Source organism: Rhizobium sp. FG96, from assembly GCF_057808655.1.
This window is the reverse complement of sequence record NZ_JBMDIL010000007.1, coordinates 153915-167937: the sequence shown is the minus strand read 5'-3', so window position 1 is coordinate 167937 and position 14023 is coordinate 153915. Positions and strand designations below refer to the sequence as shown.

General features: G+C 63.1%; 14 protein-coding genes and 1 pseudogene. 10 read left to right on the top strand and 5 right to left on the bottom strand.

Annotated features, from left to right (window positions below; translation table 11 throughout):
• Positions 1 to 283: 283 nt before the first annotated feature.
• The 6 genes and pseudogenes from ACODR6_RS15900 to ACODR6_RS15875 all read left to right on the top strand — a co-directional run bounded on the left by ACODR6_RS15900 (position 284) and on the right by ACODR6_RS15875 (position 7101).
• Positions 284 to 2473, top strand: coding sequence for an anthranilate synthase (locus ACODR6_RS15900; RefSeq protein WP_199627208.1), 2190 nt, complete (start codon positions 284 to 286; stop codon positions 2471 to 2473).
• Positions 2474 to 2734: 261 nt separating this feature from the next.
• Positions 2735 to 2974, top strand: a complete 240-nt coding sequence (locus ACODR6_RS15895) for a hypothetical protein (protein WP_199627201.1) — start codon at positions 2735 to 2737, stop codon at positions 2972 to 2974.
• Positions 2975 to 2977: 3 nt separating this feature from the next.
• Positions 2978 to 3673, top strand: coding sequence for a DUF2161 domain-containing phosphodiesterase (locus ACODR6_RS15890; protein ID WP_489022920.1), 696 nt, complete (start codon positions 2978 to 2980; stop codon positions 3671 to 3673).
• 142 nt (positions 3674 to 3815) lie between these two features.
• The gene (locus ACODR6_RS15885) at positions 3816 to 4274 is read left to right on the top strand and encodes a (2Fe-2S)-binding protein (RefSeq protein ID WP_112719387.1); all 459 of its coding nucleotides are present in this window, start codon (positions 3816 to 3818) and stop codon (positions 4272 to 4274) included.
• Between the two features lie 3 nt (positions 4275 to 4277).
• Positions 4278 to 6436, top strand: a pseudogene (locus tag ACODR6_RS15880) (xanthine dehydrogenase family protein molybdopterin-binding subunit).
• An 11-nt stretch (positions 6437 to 6447) separates the two neighbouring features.
• Positions 6448 to 7101 carry an Isoquinoline 1-oxidoreductase subunit gene (locus tag ACODR6_RS15875; RefSeq protein WP_489022918.1) on the top strand — a complete coding sequence of 218 codons (654 nt, stop codon included), beginning with the start codon at positions 6448 to 6450 and terminating at the stop codon, positions 7099 to 7101.
• A gap of 21 nt (positions 7102 to 7122) precedes the next feature.
• Here ACODR6_RS15875 and ACODR6_RS15870 read toward each other — a convergent pair whose 3' ends face one another.
• Both ACODR6_RS15870 and ACODR6_RS15865 read right to left on the bottom strand, forming a co-directional pair.
• A complete protein-coding gene (locus ACODR6_RS15870) occupies positions 7123 to 7803 on the bottom strand; it encodes a GNAT family N-acetyltransferase (protein WP_489022917.1) in 681 nt (226 codons plus the stop codon).
• Positions 7803 to 8291 (bottom strand): MarR family winged helix-turn-helix transcriptional regulator, encoded by a 489-nt coding sequence (locus ACODR6_RS15865; RefSeq protein WP_489022915.1) that lies wholly within the window; start codon positions 8289 to 8291, stop codon positions 7803 to 7805. The genes ACODR6_RS15870 and ACODR6_RS15865 overlap by 1 nt, the downstream gene beginning before the upstream one ends.
• 202 nt (positions 8292 to 8493) lie before the next feature.
• On the opposite strand from ACODR6_RS15865, the gene emfA reads away from it, so the two are divergent.
• On the top strand, positions 8494 to 9408 hold the full coding sequence (gene emfA / locus ACODR6_RS15860; RefSeq protein WP_112719383.1) for a CDF family cation efflux transporter EmfA: 915 nt from the start codon (positions 8494 to 8496) through the stop codon (positions 9406 to 9408).
• Entirely contained in the window at positions 9408 to 9872 is a 465-nt protein-coding gene (gene queF, locus ACODR6_RS15855) for a preQ(1) synthase (protein ID WP_112719382.1), read from the top strand. Before emfA ends, queF begins: the two co-directional genes overlap by 1 nt.
• Positions 9873 to 9920: 48 nt before the next feature.
• Here queF and ACODR6_RS15850 read toward each other — a convergent pair whose 3' ends face one another.
• Positions 9921 to 10706 carry a DUF2076 domain-containing protein gene (locus ACODR6_RS15850; RefSeq protein WP_489022913.1) on the bottom strand — a complete coding sequence of 262 codons (786 nt, stop codon included), beginning with the start codon at positions 10704 to 10706 and terminating at the stop codon, positions 9921 to 9923.
• Positions 10707 to 10805: 99 nt separating this feature from the next.
• Positions 10806 to 11525: a hypothetical protein gene (locus ACODR6_RS15845; RefSeq protein WP_489022911.1), complete on the bottom strand. Its 720-nt coding sequence runs from the start codon at positions 11523 to 11525 to the stop codon at positions 10806 to 10808.
• A 160-nt stretch (positions 11526 to 11685) separates the two neighbouring features.
• On the opposite strand from ACODR6_RS15845, the gene ACODR6_RS15840 reads away from it, so the two are divergent.
• Positions 11686 to 12270 (top strand): ATP-dependent Clp protease proteolytic subunit, encoded by a 585-nt coding sequence (locus ACODR6_RS15840; RefSeq protein WP_112719379.1) that lies wholly within the window; start codon positions 11686 to 11688, stop codon positions 12268 to 12270.
• Between the two features lie 45 nt (positions 12271 to 12315).
• On the opposite strand, the gene ACODR6_RS15835 is transcribed toward ACODR6_RS15840, so the two are convergent.
• On the bottom strand, positions 12316 to 12549 hold the full coding sequence (locus ACODR6_RS15835) for a hypothetical protein (protein ID WP_112719378.1): 234 nt from the start codon (positions 12547 to 12549) through the stop codon (positions 12316 to 12318).
• 232 nt (positions 12550 to 12781) lie between these two features.
• On the opposite strand from ACODR6_RS15835, the gene ACODR6_RS15830 reads away from it, so the two are divergent.
• On the top strand, positions 12782 to 13939 hold the full coding sequence (locus ACODR6_RS15830) for a calcium-binding protein (RefSeq protein WP_489022909.1): 1158 nt from the start codon (positions 12782 to 12784) through the stop codon (positions 13937 to 13939).
• The last annotated feature ends 84 nt before the right edge of the window (positions 13940 to 14023 follow it).

The following is a 14023-nucleotide window of genomic DNA, read 5'->3' as shown; positions in this document are numbered from 1 at the left end:
ATTTCGCTGCATATCTTCCTCGCGGCTTTGCGGCGGTGATGCAGGAACGCTTTGAAACCCGATTAGGTCGCATCGGCCAAGAAATTCTCTTGCGCGTGAAAACTCTTCACGCTAACAATTTCGCCCATGAACACGTCTAAGAACATTGCAGTTTGGTGGTGGGCTCGCTGAGGCGGCCTCGACCAATCGTGTCTTCAGACGACGAGTGAGCCGCCCGAAACTTCGAGGCGGCTTTTTTGTTTTATGGCCGCCTTTCGTCCGGGCCCGATAACGGAGTGGAACTATGGTTACGATCCTTCGGGATGATGGTGCGGAAATCTACGAGACAAAGGGTGGCATCTCCGTCACCCGGCAGCGGCGGCCGATCCCCTATGCCGATGCCGTCGTCTCCTATGTCGAGAAGCTCGACGAGCGCCGCGGCGCCGTCTTCTCGTCGAACTACGAATATCCGGGCCGTTACACCCGCTGGGACACCGCCGTCGTCGATCCGCCGCTCGGCATTTCCTCCTTCGGCCGCGATGTCTGGATCGAAGCCTATAACGAGCGCGGCGAAGTGCTGCTCGGCTTCGTGACCGAGCGCCTGAAGACGGTGCGCGAGCTGGAGCTCGGCGCCTCCACCGCCCGCCGTCTCGATCTCAAGGTGAAGCTGCCCGACCGGGTGTTCACCGAGGAAGAGCGCTCGAAGATGCCGACGGTGTTCACCGTGCTGCGCGCCGTCACCGATCTCTTCTATTCGCAGGCCGATGCCAGTCTCGGCCTCTACGGCGCCTTCGGCTACGACCTTGCCTTTCAGTTCGATGCGATCGACCTGAAGCTGAAGCGCCCCGACGACCAGCGCGACATGGTGCTCTACCTACCGGACGAAATTCTCGTCGTCGACAATTACTCCGCCAAGGCCTGGGTCGATCGCTACGACTTTGCCAAGGGCGGCCTGACGACCGAGGGCAAACAGGGCGATATCGCTTCCGAGCCTTTCGTGCGCACCGATGCCATTCCGCCGAAGAGCGATCATCGCCCCGGCGAATATTCGGAGCTCGTGGTCAAGGCGAAGGAGAGCTTTCGCCGCGGCGATCTGTTCGAAGTCGTTCCCGGCCAGAAGTTCATGGAGCGCTGCGACAGCAAGCCTTCCGACATTTCCAAGCGGCTGAAGGCGATCAATCCGTCGCCCTATTCCTTTTTCATCAATCTCGGAAACCAGGAATATCTGGTCGGCGCTTCGCCCGAGATGTTCGTGCGCGTCTCCGGCCGCCGCATCGAGACCTGCCCGATCTCGGGGACGATCAAGCGCGGCGACGATCCGATCGCTGACAGCGAACAGATCCTGAAGCTTTTGAATTCCAAGAAGGACGAGTCCGAGCTGACGATGTGCTCCGACGTCGACCGCAATGACAAGAGCCGCGTCTGCGAGCCGGGTTCGGTCAAGGTCATCGGCCGCCGCCAGATCGAGATGTATTCGCGCCTGATCCACACCGTCGATCACATCGAGGGCCGCCTGCGCGACGACATGGATGCCTTCGACGGCTTCCTCAGCCACGCCTGGGCCGTCACCGTTACCGGTGCGCCGAAGCTCTGGGCGATGCGCTTTATCGAGAGCCACGAGAAGAGCCCGCGCGCCTGGTATGGCGGGGCGATCGGCATGGTCGGCTTCAATGGCGACATGAACACCGGTCTGACGCTGCGCACCGTGCGCATCAAGGACGGGATCGCCGAAGTGCGGGCAGGGGCAACGCTGCTCAACGATTCCATCCCCGAGGAAGAAGAAGCCGAAACCGAACTGAAGGCCTCCGCCATGCTTTCCGCCATCCGCGATGCCAAGGCCGGCAATTCCGGCAAGGTGAGCCGCGACGTCGCTGCCGTCGGCAAGGGCGTCAACATCCTGCTCATCGATCACGAGGACAGCTTCGTGCACACGCTGGCGAATTACTTCCGCCAGACGGGCGCCACGGTCTCGACCGTGCGCACGCCGGTGCCGGAGGAGATATTCGACCGGCTGAACCCGGATCTCGTCGTGCTGTCGCCGGGACCCGGCAATCCGAAGGATTTCGACTGCAAGGCGACGATCAAGAAGGCACGCGCCCGCAACCTGCCGATCTTCGGTGTCTGCCTCGGCCTGCAGGCGCTGGCCGAAGCCTATGGCGGCGAGCTCCGCCACCTGGCGCTGCCGATGCACGGCAAGCCGTCGCGCATCCGCGTGCTCGAGCCGGGCATCGTCTTCTCCGGCCTCTCCAAGGAAGTCACCGTCGGCCGCTACCACTCGATCTTCGCCGATCCCTCGACCCTGCCGCGTGATTTCATGATCACCGCGGAAAGCGAGGACGGCACGATCATGGGCATCGAGCACACCAAGGAGCCGATCGCCGCGGTGCAGTTCCACCCGGAATCGATCATGACGCTCGGCGGCGATGCCGGCATGCGGATGATCGAGAATGTCGTGGCGCATCTGGCGCGGAAGGCGAAGACGAAGGCGGCTTGATTTTTGGGGCGCTGTGCCTCGCAAGCCCCCCCTCTGGCCTGCCGGCCATCTCCCCCACAGGTGGGGAGATTGGCTGGGCTTGGCCGCTCGCTCCATCCTCAACGTTTTGCGAAACGTCGCCACTGGCCGATCTCCCCCCTTGTGGGGGAGATGCCCGGCAGGGCAGAGGGGGGTGTCACACGCTATGCCCCATCCACTTCCACCATTGACATCTCCATGCAAATCGGAACATTTCGCGAACAACAAATGAGGAATGTCGCCGTGGCCAATGCTGAGAAGTTTATCGTGCTCCCGTATCGCAAGAACCGGGGAAATCTGGTGCCGGGCGAGATGCGGCAGGCGTCGAATGCGGTGAGTGCGGAGAAGATCGCGAGCTCCATGGCGTCGCGTTTCGTCGGTGTTGCGGCCTATGCCGTGATCGTCGATGAGGAATCCGGTGACATGTCGTCGCCGCGGCTGCTGGCGCGCCATGGCGAGATCGCCGATCTCAATCCCGCGTAACCGATGGAAACCTCGCTCTATCTTCCGGTCAAAGCCTTCCTCGAGGCGGCAGGCTATGCCGTCAAGGGCGAGATCGGCGGCTGTGATCTCGTCGGGCTGAGCGAGGGCGATCCGACGGTGGTTGTCGTCTGCGAGCTGAAGCTCAGCTTCAATCTGGAGCTCGTGCTGCAGGCGGTGGACCGGGCGGCGATGAGCGACGAGGTGTGGATTGCCGCGCGGGTCTCCGCCAAGGGGCGGGGGCGCGAGGCGGACAAGCGATACCGCGATCTCTGCCGCAGGCTGGGTATCGGCATGCTCGGCGTTTCCGATACCGGCGAGGTCAGCGTCATCGTCTCCTCGATATCGCCGATGCCGCGGACCAATCCGAAGCGGCGGTCGCGGCTGGTGCGTGAGCATCAGCGCCGCCGTGGCGACCCGGTTCTCGGCGGCAGCACCCGCGTGCCGCAGATGACCGCCTATCGACAGCAGGCGCTGATCTGCGCTGCAGCCCTGCGGCAGGGACTGGCGCGGCCGCGGGACATGAAGGCGCAGGCGCCGGATGCCGGGAAGATCCTGCTCGGCAATGTCTATGGCTGGTTCGAAAGGCTGGACAAGGGCGTCTATGCGCTGACGCCGTCGGGTGCCGAGGCATTGCTGCGCTGGCCGCAGACCGTGGTCTTTGCTGCCGATAGTGGTCAGGCGCCCTCGGAAGGCGCGTGACCTCAGGCGCCCCGGGCGCCGCGCTTTTATCATTTCTTGCCATGGCCGAGGATTTGCGTCGCCCTAGCTTATCCGTCGTGAACAAAGCTGCGATGCTCGCTGGGGCCGCAATGGGTCCAGCCAAATTCCCCGAGGCTCGACCATGGTTACTTTCACGCTCAATGGACAGACGAAGACTTTCGACGGCGATCCGGATACGCCGCTCCTGTGGGTCATCCGCGATTTCGAAAAGCTGACAGGCACGAAATATGGCTGCGGTGTTGCCCAATGCGGCGCCTGCACCGTGCATATGGATGGCTTCACCCGCCGTTCCTGCATCACCCCGATCTCGACCGTCGACGGATCGGAGATCTTCACGATCGAGGGTGTCGAGGGCAAGGAGGCCGATGCGGTGAAGGCCGCCTGGGTGAAGATCGACGTGCCGCAATGCGGATACTGTCAATCCGGCCAGATCATGTCGGCCGTCTCGCTGCTGCAGAACATCCCCAAACCCACCGACGAGGATATCGACGGCGCGATGGCCGGGAATATCTGTCGATGCGCCACCTACCACCGGATCCGCGCGGCCATTCACAATGCCGCCCAGTCGATGGAGGGTTGAGCCATGACCATTCAGGAGATTGCAACGACACGCCGCGGCTTTCTTGCCGGTACCGGCGGCCTGGTGATCGGCTTTGCGCTGATGCCGAAGAGCTCGGCCTTTGCCGCCGAAAAGGGTGTGCAGGCGGGCGGCGCCGACGCGCTGGTGACACTGAACACCTTCGTCAGGATCGGGACCGACGACACGGTGACGATTCTCTCCAAGCATATCGAATTCGGGCAGGGGCCGTTCACGGGTCTCGCGACGCTGGTTGCCGAAGAGCTCGATGCCGATTGGGGACAGATGCGCGCGGTGCATTCGCCGGCCGACGACAAGGTCTATGCGAACCTCGCCTTCGGCCTTCAGGGAACGGGCGGATCGTCATCGATCGCAAATTCCTACGAACAGTTCCGGCAGGCAGGCGCGACGGCGCGCGCCATGCTGGTTGCCGCTGCTGCCGACGAATGGAAGGTTCCAGCTGGCGAGATTACGGTCGAGAAAGGCCGGGTCAAGCATCCGGCCTCCGGCAAGGACAGCGGCTTCGGCGCGCTGGCGACGAAGGCCGCGGGCATCAAGCCGCCGGCAGACGTCAAGCTCAAGGATCCCTCGAAGTTCACGCTGATCGGCCAGGAGCTGCCGAAGCTCGATACGGTGTCGAAGACCAACGGGCAGGCGGTCTATACGCTGGATATCGTGCCGGACAATCTGCTCGTTGCCGTCGTCGCGCATCCGAACCATTTCGGCGCGGCGGTGAAATCCTTCGACGATAGCGAGACCCGCAAGGTGAAAGGTGTCGTCGACGTCAAGCAGCTGCCGCAGGGCGTTGCCGTCTATGCCGACAACACCTTTGCGGCGCTGAAGGGCCGCTCCGTGCTGAAGGTCGATTGGGACCTGTCGAAGGCAGAGACGCGTTCCAGCGACCAGCTCTCGGCCGATTATGCCAAGGCGCTCGGCGAGAAGGGGATCACCGCTTCGGAGAAAGGCGACGTCGAAAAAGCCTTCACCGATACCGGGTTGAAGACGCTGGAGGCGCAGATCATCTTCCCGTTCCTGGCGCATGCGCCGATGGAGCCGCTCGACGCGGTGTTCATCAAGGCGGCGGACGGCAGTCTCGATGTCTATAACGGGGCGCAGTTCCCGGCATGGACAAGGCGACAGCGGCGAAGATCACCGGCATCGATCCGGCAAAGGTGCGGCTGAACACGCAGATCACCGGCGGCAGCTTCGGGCGCAAGGCGCAATTCGGCTCGCCCTATATGCAGGAGGCGGCGTCGGTCTTCGCGGCGACCGACCAGTCGCGGCCGGTCAAGCATATGTGGACGCGCGAGGACGATATTCGCGGCGGCTATTACCGGCCGATGTATCTCCACAAGATGCGCGGCGCCATCAATGCCGATGGCCGGATCGTTGCATGGGACCAGGCGATCGTCGGGCAGTCGATCATGGGCAAGGCCGATCTCGACAGCACCTCGGTCGAGGGCGCTTCGGACCTGCCTTATGACGTGCCGAACCTCAGGGTGGTCTCGCATAATGTGAAGCTGGCGATCCCGCCGCTCTGGTGGCGGTCGGTCGGTCACACGCATACCGGTTTTGCCGTCGAGACCTTCCTCGACGAGCTCTTCCAGATGGTCGGCAAGGATCCGGTGGAAGGGCGGCTCGAGCAGCTGACGGAGGACCCGCGCTATGCCGGTGTGCTGAAGAAGGCGGCGGAGCTGGCCGATTGGGGCGGGAAGGTCCCGGAGGGACGGCAGCGCGGCGTTGCCGTGGTCAAGAGCTTCAACACCTATGTCGGCCAGGTGGTGGAGGTTTCAGCCGGTGCCGATGGGGCGCCGCGGGTGCACAAGGTCTGGTGCGCGGTCGATTGCGGGGTGGCGATCAATCCGAATGTCATCAAGGCGCAGATGGAAGGCGGCATCGGCTATGGGCTCGGTGCGGTGCTCTTCGATGCGGTGACATTGGGTGAGGGCGGCGCGATCATGCAGTCGAACTTCCACGATTACCGCTCGATCCGCATTAACGAGATGCCGGATGTGGAAGTTGCCGTCATCAAATCCGGCGAGCCACCGACGGGGGTGGGAGAGCCGGGCGTGCCACCGGTCGGGCCGGCGACGGCCAATGCCTGGCGGCGGCTCACCGGTGCGCCGGTGCGCAGCCTGCCGATCGTTGCCGTGGCGACGAGCTGAGGGAGGCCGGTATGACAAACAGACTGGCACTCGCCTGCATGGCAGGTGGTCTCTCCCTTCTTGCGGCCTTGCCCGTATCGTTCATGGCGCTGGCGCAAACGGCGCCTGAAACCGACAAGACGACCCTCAAGCCGGTCGCCTCCTTCGCATCGATCGCCGATCAGAAGGCGCGGTCGGTGGCGCTGTTCGAAGAGGCGGGCAAGGTGATCGAGCATCCGCGATGTCTGAACTGCCATCCGGCGGGCGACAGGCCGCTGCAGACGATGGCGATGCATCCGCACCAGCCGCCGGTGACGCGCGGTGATGGCGGCATGGGCGTTCCGGGCATGATGTGCAACACCTGCCACGGACAGGAGAATGCAGCGATCGTCGGCCAGTCGCCGACACTGAAGAGCATTCCCGGCAATCCCGCCTGGCATCTGGCGCCGATCGAGATGGCCTGGGTCGGCAAGTCGCTCGGCGAGATCTGCCAGCAGCTGAAGGACCCGAAGCGCAATGGCGGCCGCGATCTTTCGAAGATCGTCGAGCACATGTCCCATGACAGCCTCGTCGGCTGGGGCTGGAACCCGGGCGACGGGCGTGAGCCGGCACCGGGAACGCAAGCCGAGTTCGGCGAGCTGATCAAGGCCTGGGTCGATACCGGGGCGGCCTGTCCGGCTGGCTGAGCGCGAGCCTTCAGGCGCCGGTCATGGCCGGCGCTTGATGATCCTCAGATGCAGCTCCCAGCGCTGTTCGAAGCCGAGCGCCTTGTAGAGGGCGATCGCGCCGCTGTTGATGGCGTTGACGTGGAGATAGGTCGTTGCGCCGCTCGCGGCGATCTGGCCGGCGACATAGCGGAACATCAGCTTGCCCAGGCCCTTGCCCTGAAAGTCCGGGTGGGTGCAGAGGCCGCTGAGTTCGGTGAAACCGGTCTGGCGCAGCCGCTGGCCGCCCATGGCGATCAGCCTGCCGTCTTCCTTGATGCCCCAGAAGGCGCCGAGCTTCTGTGCGCCGAGCGTGAAGGGGCCGGGTTTCGTCAGCTGGGCGAGCGCCAGCATCTCGGCAGCATCGGCTTCGGTCAGCCTGACGATGCGCGGATCGGAGATTGCCGCATGCGGCGTGCTGCCTATCATCTGCACGAGCGTGGCTTCGCCGACGATGTCGAAACCCTCGGGGATGATGATCGTCTCGGGCTCGACCAGTGCCATGACCTCGCCGGCGGCGGCAAGCTTGGTCAAGGCTTCCAGGCTCTCGCGGCTGCTGTCGCTGGCGGCGGCGAAAGGCACGATCGATGGCAGGTAGCGCCGCGCGAGCGCGCCGCCTTCGGCAAGCCCGGCATGCTCGGTCTGCAGCGCGTTCCAGATCGGGCGATCAAGGATATGGGGCATTATTTCGTCTCCTTGGCCGGAGCGCGGCGGATGAGGGGGGCCGCGGCGAGGCCGTCTTCAATGGCAGAGAGTTGATCGAGGATCGGGCCGTCGAGGCCGCCGCAGAGATCGGTGACGGCGGCGGCGATGCGCGGCCAGATTTCGGCGCGCGAGAGATCGATGAGTTGTTGGCCGCGTGGCGTCAGCGAGACGAGCTTGCGGCGCTGGTCGCTGGCCGAAGGTTCAATGGCGACGAGCTCGAGTTCCAGCAGCTGGCCGACGGTGCGCGTGGCGCCCGGCTGGGTGATGCCGACCGATTGGGCGAGCTCGCCGATCGTCAACGGCCCGGCGCGGTCGATCGCGGCGAGGAAGGGATATTGCCCGGCCTGGATGCCGAGGCCCGCCTCGTCGATGAACTGCTGGGTATCGGCCTGCAGCCGCTCGCCGATACGGCGCAGCCTGCTGCCGAGCGTCAGGAAGCCTGAGGTCCGCACGATGTCTTCGATCACTGTCAGCTCCATTTGTATGCGAAGTTATATAACGTGTTATGTAAATTCGGTCAAACGGGATTTGCGGCTTTTGACCTTTGACAAACCGGCCGGCTTGAACCATATGGACCGCATTGGCCGCCTGCGCGATTTTCGCGCGGGCGGTTTTGCGTTTGAATGGGCTATGTGCTGCAATTCATTCGCATCCGCAGAGGGATAAGCGATGAACGAACAAGGTAACCTGACCGTCCGCCGGCTGGCATTCTGGGGCATTCCGATGTCGCTCGGGGTCATGGGATTGAAGCTGGTCGCCTGGTGGGTGACGGGCTCCGTGGCGCTGCTCTCCGATGGACTGGAATCCTTCGTCAACGTCGTGGCGGCCTTCATCGCCTTCTTCGTCATCCGCTATGCGCAGAAGCCGGCCGACCACGACCACCCGTTCGGCCACCACAAGGCCGAATATCTCTCGGCGGTCACGGAGGGCGTGCTGATCGTCGTCGCCGCCCTTTTGATCGTCAAGGAATCCGTCGGCTATCTCGCCGAGCCGAAGATGCTGGAAGCGCCGGCGCTGGGTCTGGCCATCAACTTCGCGGCGGGCGTCATCAATTTCGTCTGGGCGCGGCTGTTGATCCGCGTCGGCCGGCAGTATCGCTCGGCGGCGCTGACGGCCGATGGCCAGCATATCATGTCGGATGTGGTGACTTCGGTCGGCGTGCTCGCCGGCCTGCTTCTGGCGCTGGCGACCGGCTATCCGATCTTCGACCCGGTGCTCGCCATCCTCGTCGCCATCAACATTCTCTATCAGGGCTACAAGGTGATCTCGCATTCGATCGGCGGCCTGATGGACCATGCGGCGGAGCCCGAGGAGGAAGAAGCGATCAAGCAGGCGATCGCCACGCATGCGCAGGGCTCTCTCGGCGTGCACGACCTGAAGACGCGCCGGGCCGGCGCTGTGACCTTCGTGGACTTTCACATGGTCGTTCCGGCTGCTATGTCGGTGCGCGAAGCCCACGATATCTGCGACCGCCTTGAAGATGCCATCCGCGCGGTGCATCCGGGCGCCAGCATTGCCATTCACGTCGAGCCGGAGGGCGAAAAGGCCCATGGGCTGCGCGTCAAAGTCATAAAGGAAGCATGATGCCTGAAACCGATGTCTCCAGCCTGTCCATGCTGGGTCACCAGACGGAGACAGCGAAGTCTCCCGAGGAAGCCGTTCTCGAAAAGGTGCCGTCCAACCAGGCGGGCACCGATTTCGTTGTGCGTTTCACCGCGCCGGAATTCACCTCGCTCTGCCCGATGACCGGCCAGCCGGATTTCGCCCATATCGTCATCGATTACATCCCCAATGAGTGGCTGGTGGAATCGAAGTCGCTGAAGCTCTTCCTGCATTCCTTCCGCAATCACGGGGCATTTCACGAGGATTGCTCGATCTATATCGCCAAGCGGATCGTCGAACTGCTCGACCCCAAGTGGCTGCGCATCGGCGCCTACTGGTATCCGCGCGGCGGCATCCCGATCGACGTCTTCTGGCAGACCGGCAAGCCGCCGGAGAATGTCTGGCTGCCGGATCAGGGTGTGGCGACCTATCGCGGCCGCGGCTGATGAGAAGGTGAGGCGAGGGCGGTGACGCCCTCGCTTTTTTGTTAGCGGCTAGACGTCGAAGCTGCCGTCGCCGGACTGGTCGTTTCCGTCGTCATAATCGTTGTCGTCGTCGTCATTGCTGTAGTCGGCCTGCTGGACGTTGTTGTTGTCGTCATCGCGGTCGGCCGCCGTATCGTTCTGCGGATTCTGGTCGCCGTAGTAGTTGTTGATGACGGTTTCTTCCGTCGGTGCCGGCGTGTTGCCGAACGGGCTGGCGCCGAAGGGGGAGCCCCAGCCAAGCGACGACATGTGATTGCCGAAAATGCCGCTTAGCGAATTGGCAAGCAGCACGCCGCCTGCCACGCCTGCCGCCGTGCCGAGCGCGCCGCGCAGAAAGCTGCCGCCTGCCGATGGGCCCGACGGCTGCGGGTTCCACGGGCCGGACGGCTGCTGCTGTTGCGGACGCATCGGGCGGACGTTGTCGTCATAGTCGCGGTCCTGATAGCTCTGGCGCGGCGCGTTGCCCCAGGGGCCGGAGGGCTGGGCGGCCTGCTGGGTCTGGCCGCTGCCGAAGATCGAGCTCAGGAAGCCGCCGCCCTGTTCGGCCTGGCGGTGCTCGCTCTCGCCGGCTTCCAGCTGGCGGACGCGCTCTTCGAGTTCCTGGATATGTTTCGAGGCGGCCTCCAGGCCCTTTTCCTGCACGATGACGGCCTGGGCGAGGTAATAGGTCGTGTAGGGCTGCTCGCGCACGCCCTGTTCGATGAGGGCTTCGGCATCGCGGTCGCGCGGAGTGGCGGATGCGGTGCGTACCCGGTCAAAAAGGGTGGTCAGCAGTTGGCGTTCTTCCGGTGACATGACTGTCTCCCTTGCTCCTGTGGCATTCGTGCCTGCGTGAGGATGAGGTAGGAAGTGATTCAGGCTTTTCAAAGCCTTGGCAACTTACATTTCGGTAAGCTAGTCGCGGACCCAGATGCGCAGGGGGCCGAGCGCCGCAAAGCCCGATGCCAGCGCATTCTCGAGATTGTCGCCACTCTCATAGCCGACGATCGGCTCGCCGGGGAAAAGTCGCCGCGCCTCGCGCACCAGCCCCGCCAGGACGGGGCCATGCTTTCCGCTTGCGGCAAAGACATTGGAATGACCGATGACATCTGCCTGATGATTGAGGATCGCGCCGCCTTGCAGCGCCTTGCCGGAATAGGCGGCGAGGAAGGCAATCTGAGGGGCGTGGAGCAGCGGCTCGCTGAAGACGGGCGCGGCCTGAGTTTCACCGCCTGTCCAGGCTTTCTCCCAGTCGGCGAGTTCCTCGGCGGTTTCGATCCGCTTCCATTTCAGGCCGCCGTCTTCCTCATCGAAATCGTCATCAGCATCGAGACCGATCCACTCGGCCTCGAACAGCACGGTGAAACCCTGCGGCGCGAGATCGAGGGTGCAATAGCTGTCCTTGATGCCCCAGCCGCCCGGCCGCGAGCGGGTAAGTACGGCGATCGCCTCTTCCTGTTCGGCGGCACTCTCGGTACCGGTCAGCGTGATGGCATCGGGATAGAAGGGCGGGGTGCCCTGGCGGTGGAGCCAGAGGGTGCGGGTGAATTCGCCGCGCTGACCCTGCGCGGCGCAGACGGCGTCGCACCAGAGCGCGTTGTTTTTGACCGCCCTATGAAGCAAAAGCGATGTCATCTTTTCCTCCCGCCTGGGGATAGCAGCATAATGCTGACAGATCCGGCGTTTGTCATAAGAATATCTTCACCCGTTCCGTGGCTTGTCTTTTTCCCGCATTGTTTTACGCATTGAGTCACACTATGTCCGGGAAACCCGAATGAAGCCGAGAGAGGTTCGAATGAACGACGAAGAACAAGAAGACAAGACCAAGGAACTGTCTTTGGGGAAGGACGCAGAGGCTAACCTCTTCAAATCGCGTTCGATCTTCATCTACGGCCCGATCACCATGGAGCTCGGCCAGAAGGTCTGCTCGCAGCTCGTGGCGCTTGCCGCAGCCAGCGACGAAGACATCCGCATCTACGTCAGCTCGCCTGGCGGCCACGTCGAGTCGGGCGATTCGATCCACGACATGATCAAGTTCATCAAGCCGAAGGTCTGGATGATCGGTACGGGCTGGGTCGCTTCGGCCGGCGCGCTCATCTATGTCGCGGCTCCGAAGGAACAGCGCCTTTGCCTGCCGAACACCCGCTTCCTGCTGCACCAGCCCTCCGGCGGCACGCGCGGCATGGCGTCCGATATCGAGATCCAGGCTCGCGAAATCATCAAGATGAACGAGCGCCTGAACAAGATCTTCTCCGTCGCCACCGGCCAGCCGGTCGACAAGATCGCCAAGGATACGGATCGCGATTACTGGCTCTCGGCCGAAGAGGCCAAGGATTACGGCCTGGTGTCGCGCATCATCACCTCGCAGAGCGAGATCTGACTTTCAACGGGGCGTTCGCGCCCCGTTTTCCTTTCCGCCGGGCGGTCAGTTCGCCGGCTTCCAGCGCTCTTCGATGATTTCCTGCGCCAGCTCGAAGATGCCTTCCTCGTCATCTCCGGCATTGTCGCCGAGCAGCGCGATCGCTGCGTCGTAGACGGCGTTCTCCTCGTCGTCCGAAATGAGTTTCTTTTCGTTCAAAGTCTTGATCAGCGATGCGAGAATGGCGGCCGAAGAAAGGCCCACTGCTGCTCTGCTGATATCATCGGGATCGTCCGACATTCATTCACCTGGATTTTTGTGTTCTTCCCACCGCAACTAAATTAGGCTTTTTTGCTCGCATAGCAAGCATTTGCCACATCCTTGCTCGACCGGGCGTGTTCGTTGGCGGCAAACGGCAAATCGCCTCTTCGGGGGATGGTCGCGCATCCCGCTGCGGCAAAACCAATCCCACACCACATTCCATCCCCGACTGCGCAACCTGAGCGCAAGTTTTACGCATGCTTGGCGCGGCATGATTGCCGTATTGCCCGTGTATGCATTTCAGCGTGAGGTTTTGGGCCGGTCACCGGCAGACGAATTTTCGGGGGAAGATTCCATGACGAATACGAGCAGTGTTACGACAGGTTTCGCGCTTCTGTGGCGCATGCCGGACAGGGTGCCGCAGCCGCCGGACTTCGACAAGATGCACTCAGCAGCGACTGGATCGTCGAGTGCCAAATCCGCAGACGAAACCAAGGTGACATCGGCAGACCTTCGCAATGCGGCGGATCGCTGGCAGGCGACCGCGATCCGCATCCTGATCGGCGGGGTGACGGATGACTCGATTTCGGCCGCAGCCAATAGCGTCGTCGATGCTGGGGCAGGCGACGACGCGGTGACTGTTGGAGAGAAGAGCTTCGTCGATGGCGGCGCCGGTGACGACACGATCGGCGCATGGTCCGACAGCGTCATCTATGGCGGAGAGGGCGATGACGAGATTGATGCCTGGAGCGGCAGCGAGATCGACGGTGGCGCTGGCAACGACACGATCAAGGCATGGAGCGACAGCCGCGTGTCCGGTGGCGCGGGTGACGACATGATCGAAGCAGGAGGTGGTGGCAGCTATGTCGATGGTGGTGATGGCAATGATGATATTCGGGCGTTGTCCGGAACCGTCAGCGGCGGAAATGGCAATGACGTCATCAGTGTTTTCTCCGACGGACGCGTCGATGGCGGGGAGGGCGACGATGTAATCGACGCGTGGTCGGACAGCTACGTCGATGGTGGCTTGGGGGACGACACGATTGTAGTTCATTCCGGCAGTGTCGCTGTCGGCGGCAAAGGAAATGATACGATTGCCGTTGGAGGTGATGCAACAGTGCGGTTCGCCGCCGGTGATGGCCAAGACACTGTTTGGGCGGTAGGCAGCGCCAGCATCGAGTTCGGGAAAGGACTGAGCGCCGACAAGATGCGCGTCGAGCACAAGGATGGCAAAACCGTTATATCCTTCGACGGTCATCCGGATGACAGCGTGACGATCCAGGGCTTGTACAAGACCGCCACCATCAGCTTCGCCGATGGCTCGTCGCAGCAGATCGAGCAGCCCGTCGATCTTGAAGCCCAGGCGGCGCTCATCGCGCGGTTCAACGCGAACAAGGACAAGCCGCTTCCGTCATTCGCGACCAGATAGCGGCGGGCGAACGGCTGCCGGGCCGCATGCACTTGCCTGCGGCCCGTTCTCCATGCTCCATGCGGTATTCGTTTCACGCCCCCG

What these genes read in the sequence shown, in the direction of transcription:
- ACODR6_RS15900 (WP_199627208.1), top strand. Translation starts at nt 284, where the DNA reads ATGGTTACGATCCTTCGGGATGATGGTGCGGAAATCTACGAGACAAAG.
- ACODR6_RS15890 (WP_489022920.1), top strand. Translation starts at nt 2,978, where the DNA reads ATGGAAACCTCGCTCTATCTTCCGGTCAAAGCCTTCCTCGAGGCGGCA.
- ACODR6_RS15885 (WP_112719387.1), top strand. Translation starts at nt 3,816, where the DNA reads ATGGTTACTTTCACGCTCAATGGACAGACGAAGACTTTCGACGGCGAT.
- ACODR6_RS15875 (WP_489022918.1), top strand. Translation starts at nt 6,448, where the DNA reads ATGACAAACAGACTGGCACTCGCCTGCATGGCAGGTGGTCTCTCCCTT.
- ACODR6_RS15870 (WP_489022917.1), bottom strand. Translation starts at nt 7,803, where the DNA reads ATGCCCCATATCCTTGATCGCCCGATCTGGAACGCGCTGCAGACCGAG.
- emfA (WP_112719383.1), top strand. Translation starts at nt 8,494, where the DNA reads ATGAACGAACAAGGTAACCTGACCGTCCGCCGGCTGGCATTCTGGGGC.
- queF (WP_112719382.1), top strand. Translation starts at nt 9,408, where the DNA reads ATGCCTGAAACCGATGTCTCCAGCCTGTCCATGCTGGGTCACCAGACG.
- ACODR6_RS15850 (WP_489022913.1), bottom strand. Translation starts at nt 10,706, where the DNA reads ATGTCACCGGAAGAACGCCAACTGCTGACCACCCTTTTTGACCGGGTA.
- ACODR6_RS15845 (WP_489022911.1), bottom strand. Translation starts at nt 11,525, where the DNA reads ATGACATCGCTTTTGCTTCATAGGGCGGTCAAAAACAACGCGCTCTGG.
- ACODR6_RS15840 (WP_112719379.1), top strand. Translation starts at nt 11,686, where the DNA reads ATGAACGACGAAGAACAAGAAGACAAGACCAAGGAACTGTCTTTGGGG.
- ACODR6_RS15835 (WP_112719378.1), bottom strand. Translation starts at nt 12,549, where the DNA reads ATGTCGGACGATCCCGATGATATCAGCAGAGCAGCAGTGGGCCTTTCT.
- ACODR6_RS15830 (WP_489022909.1), top strand. Translation starts at nt 12,782, where the DNA reads ATGATTGCCGTATTGCCCGTGTATGCATTTCAGCGTGAGGTTTTGGGC.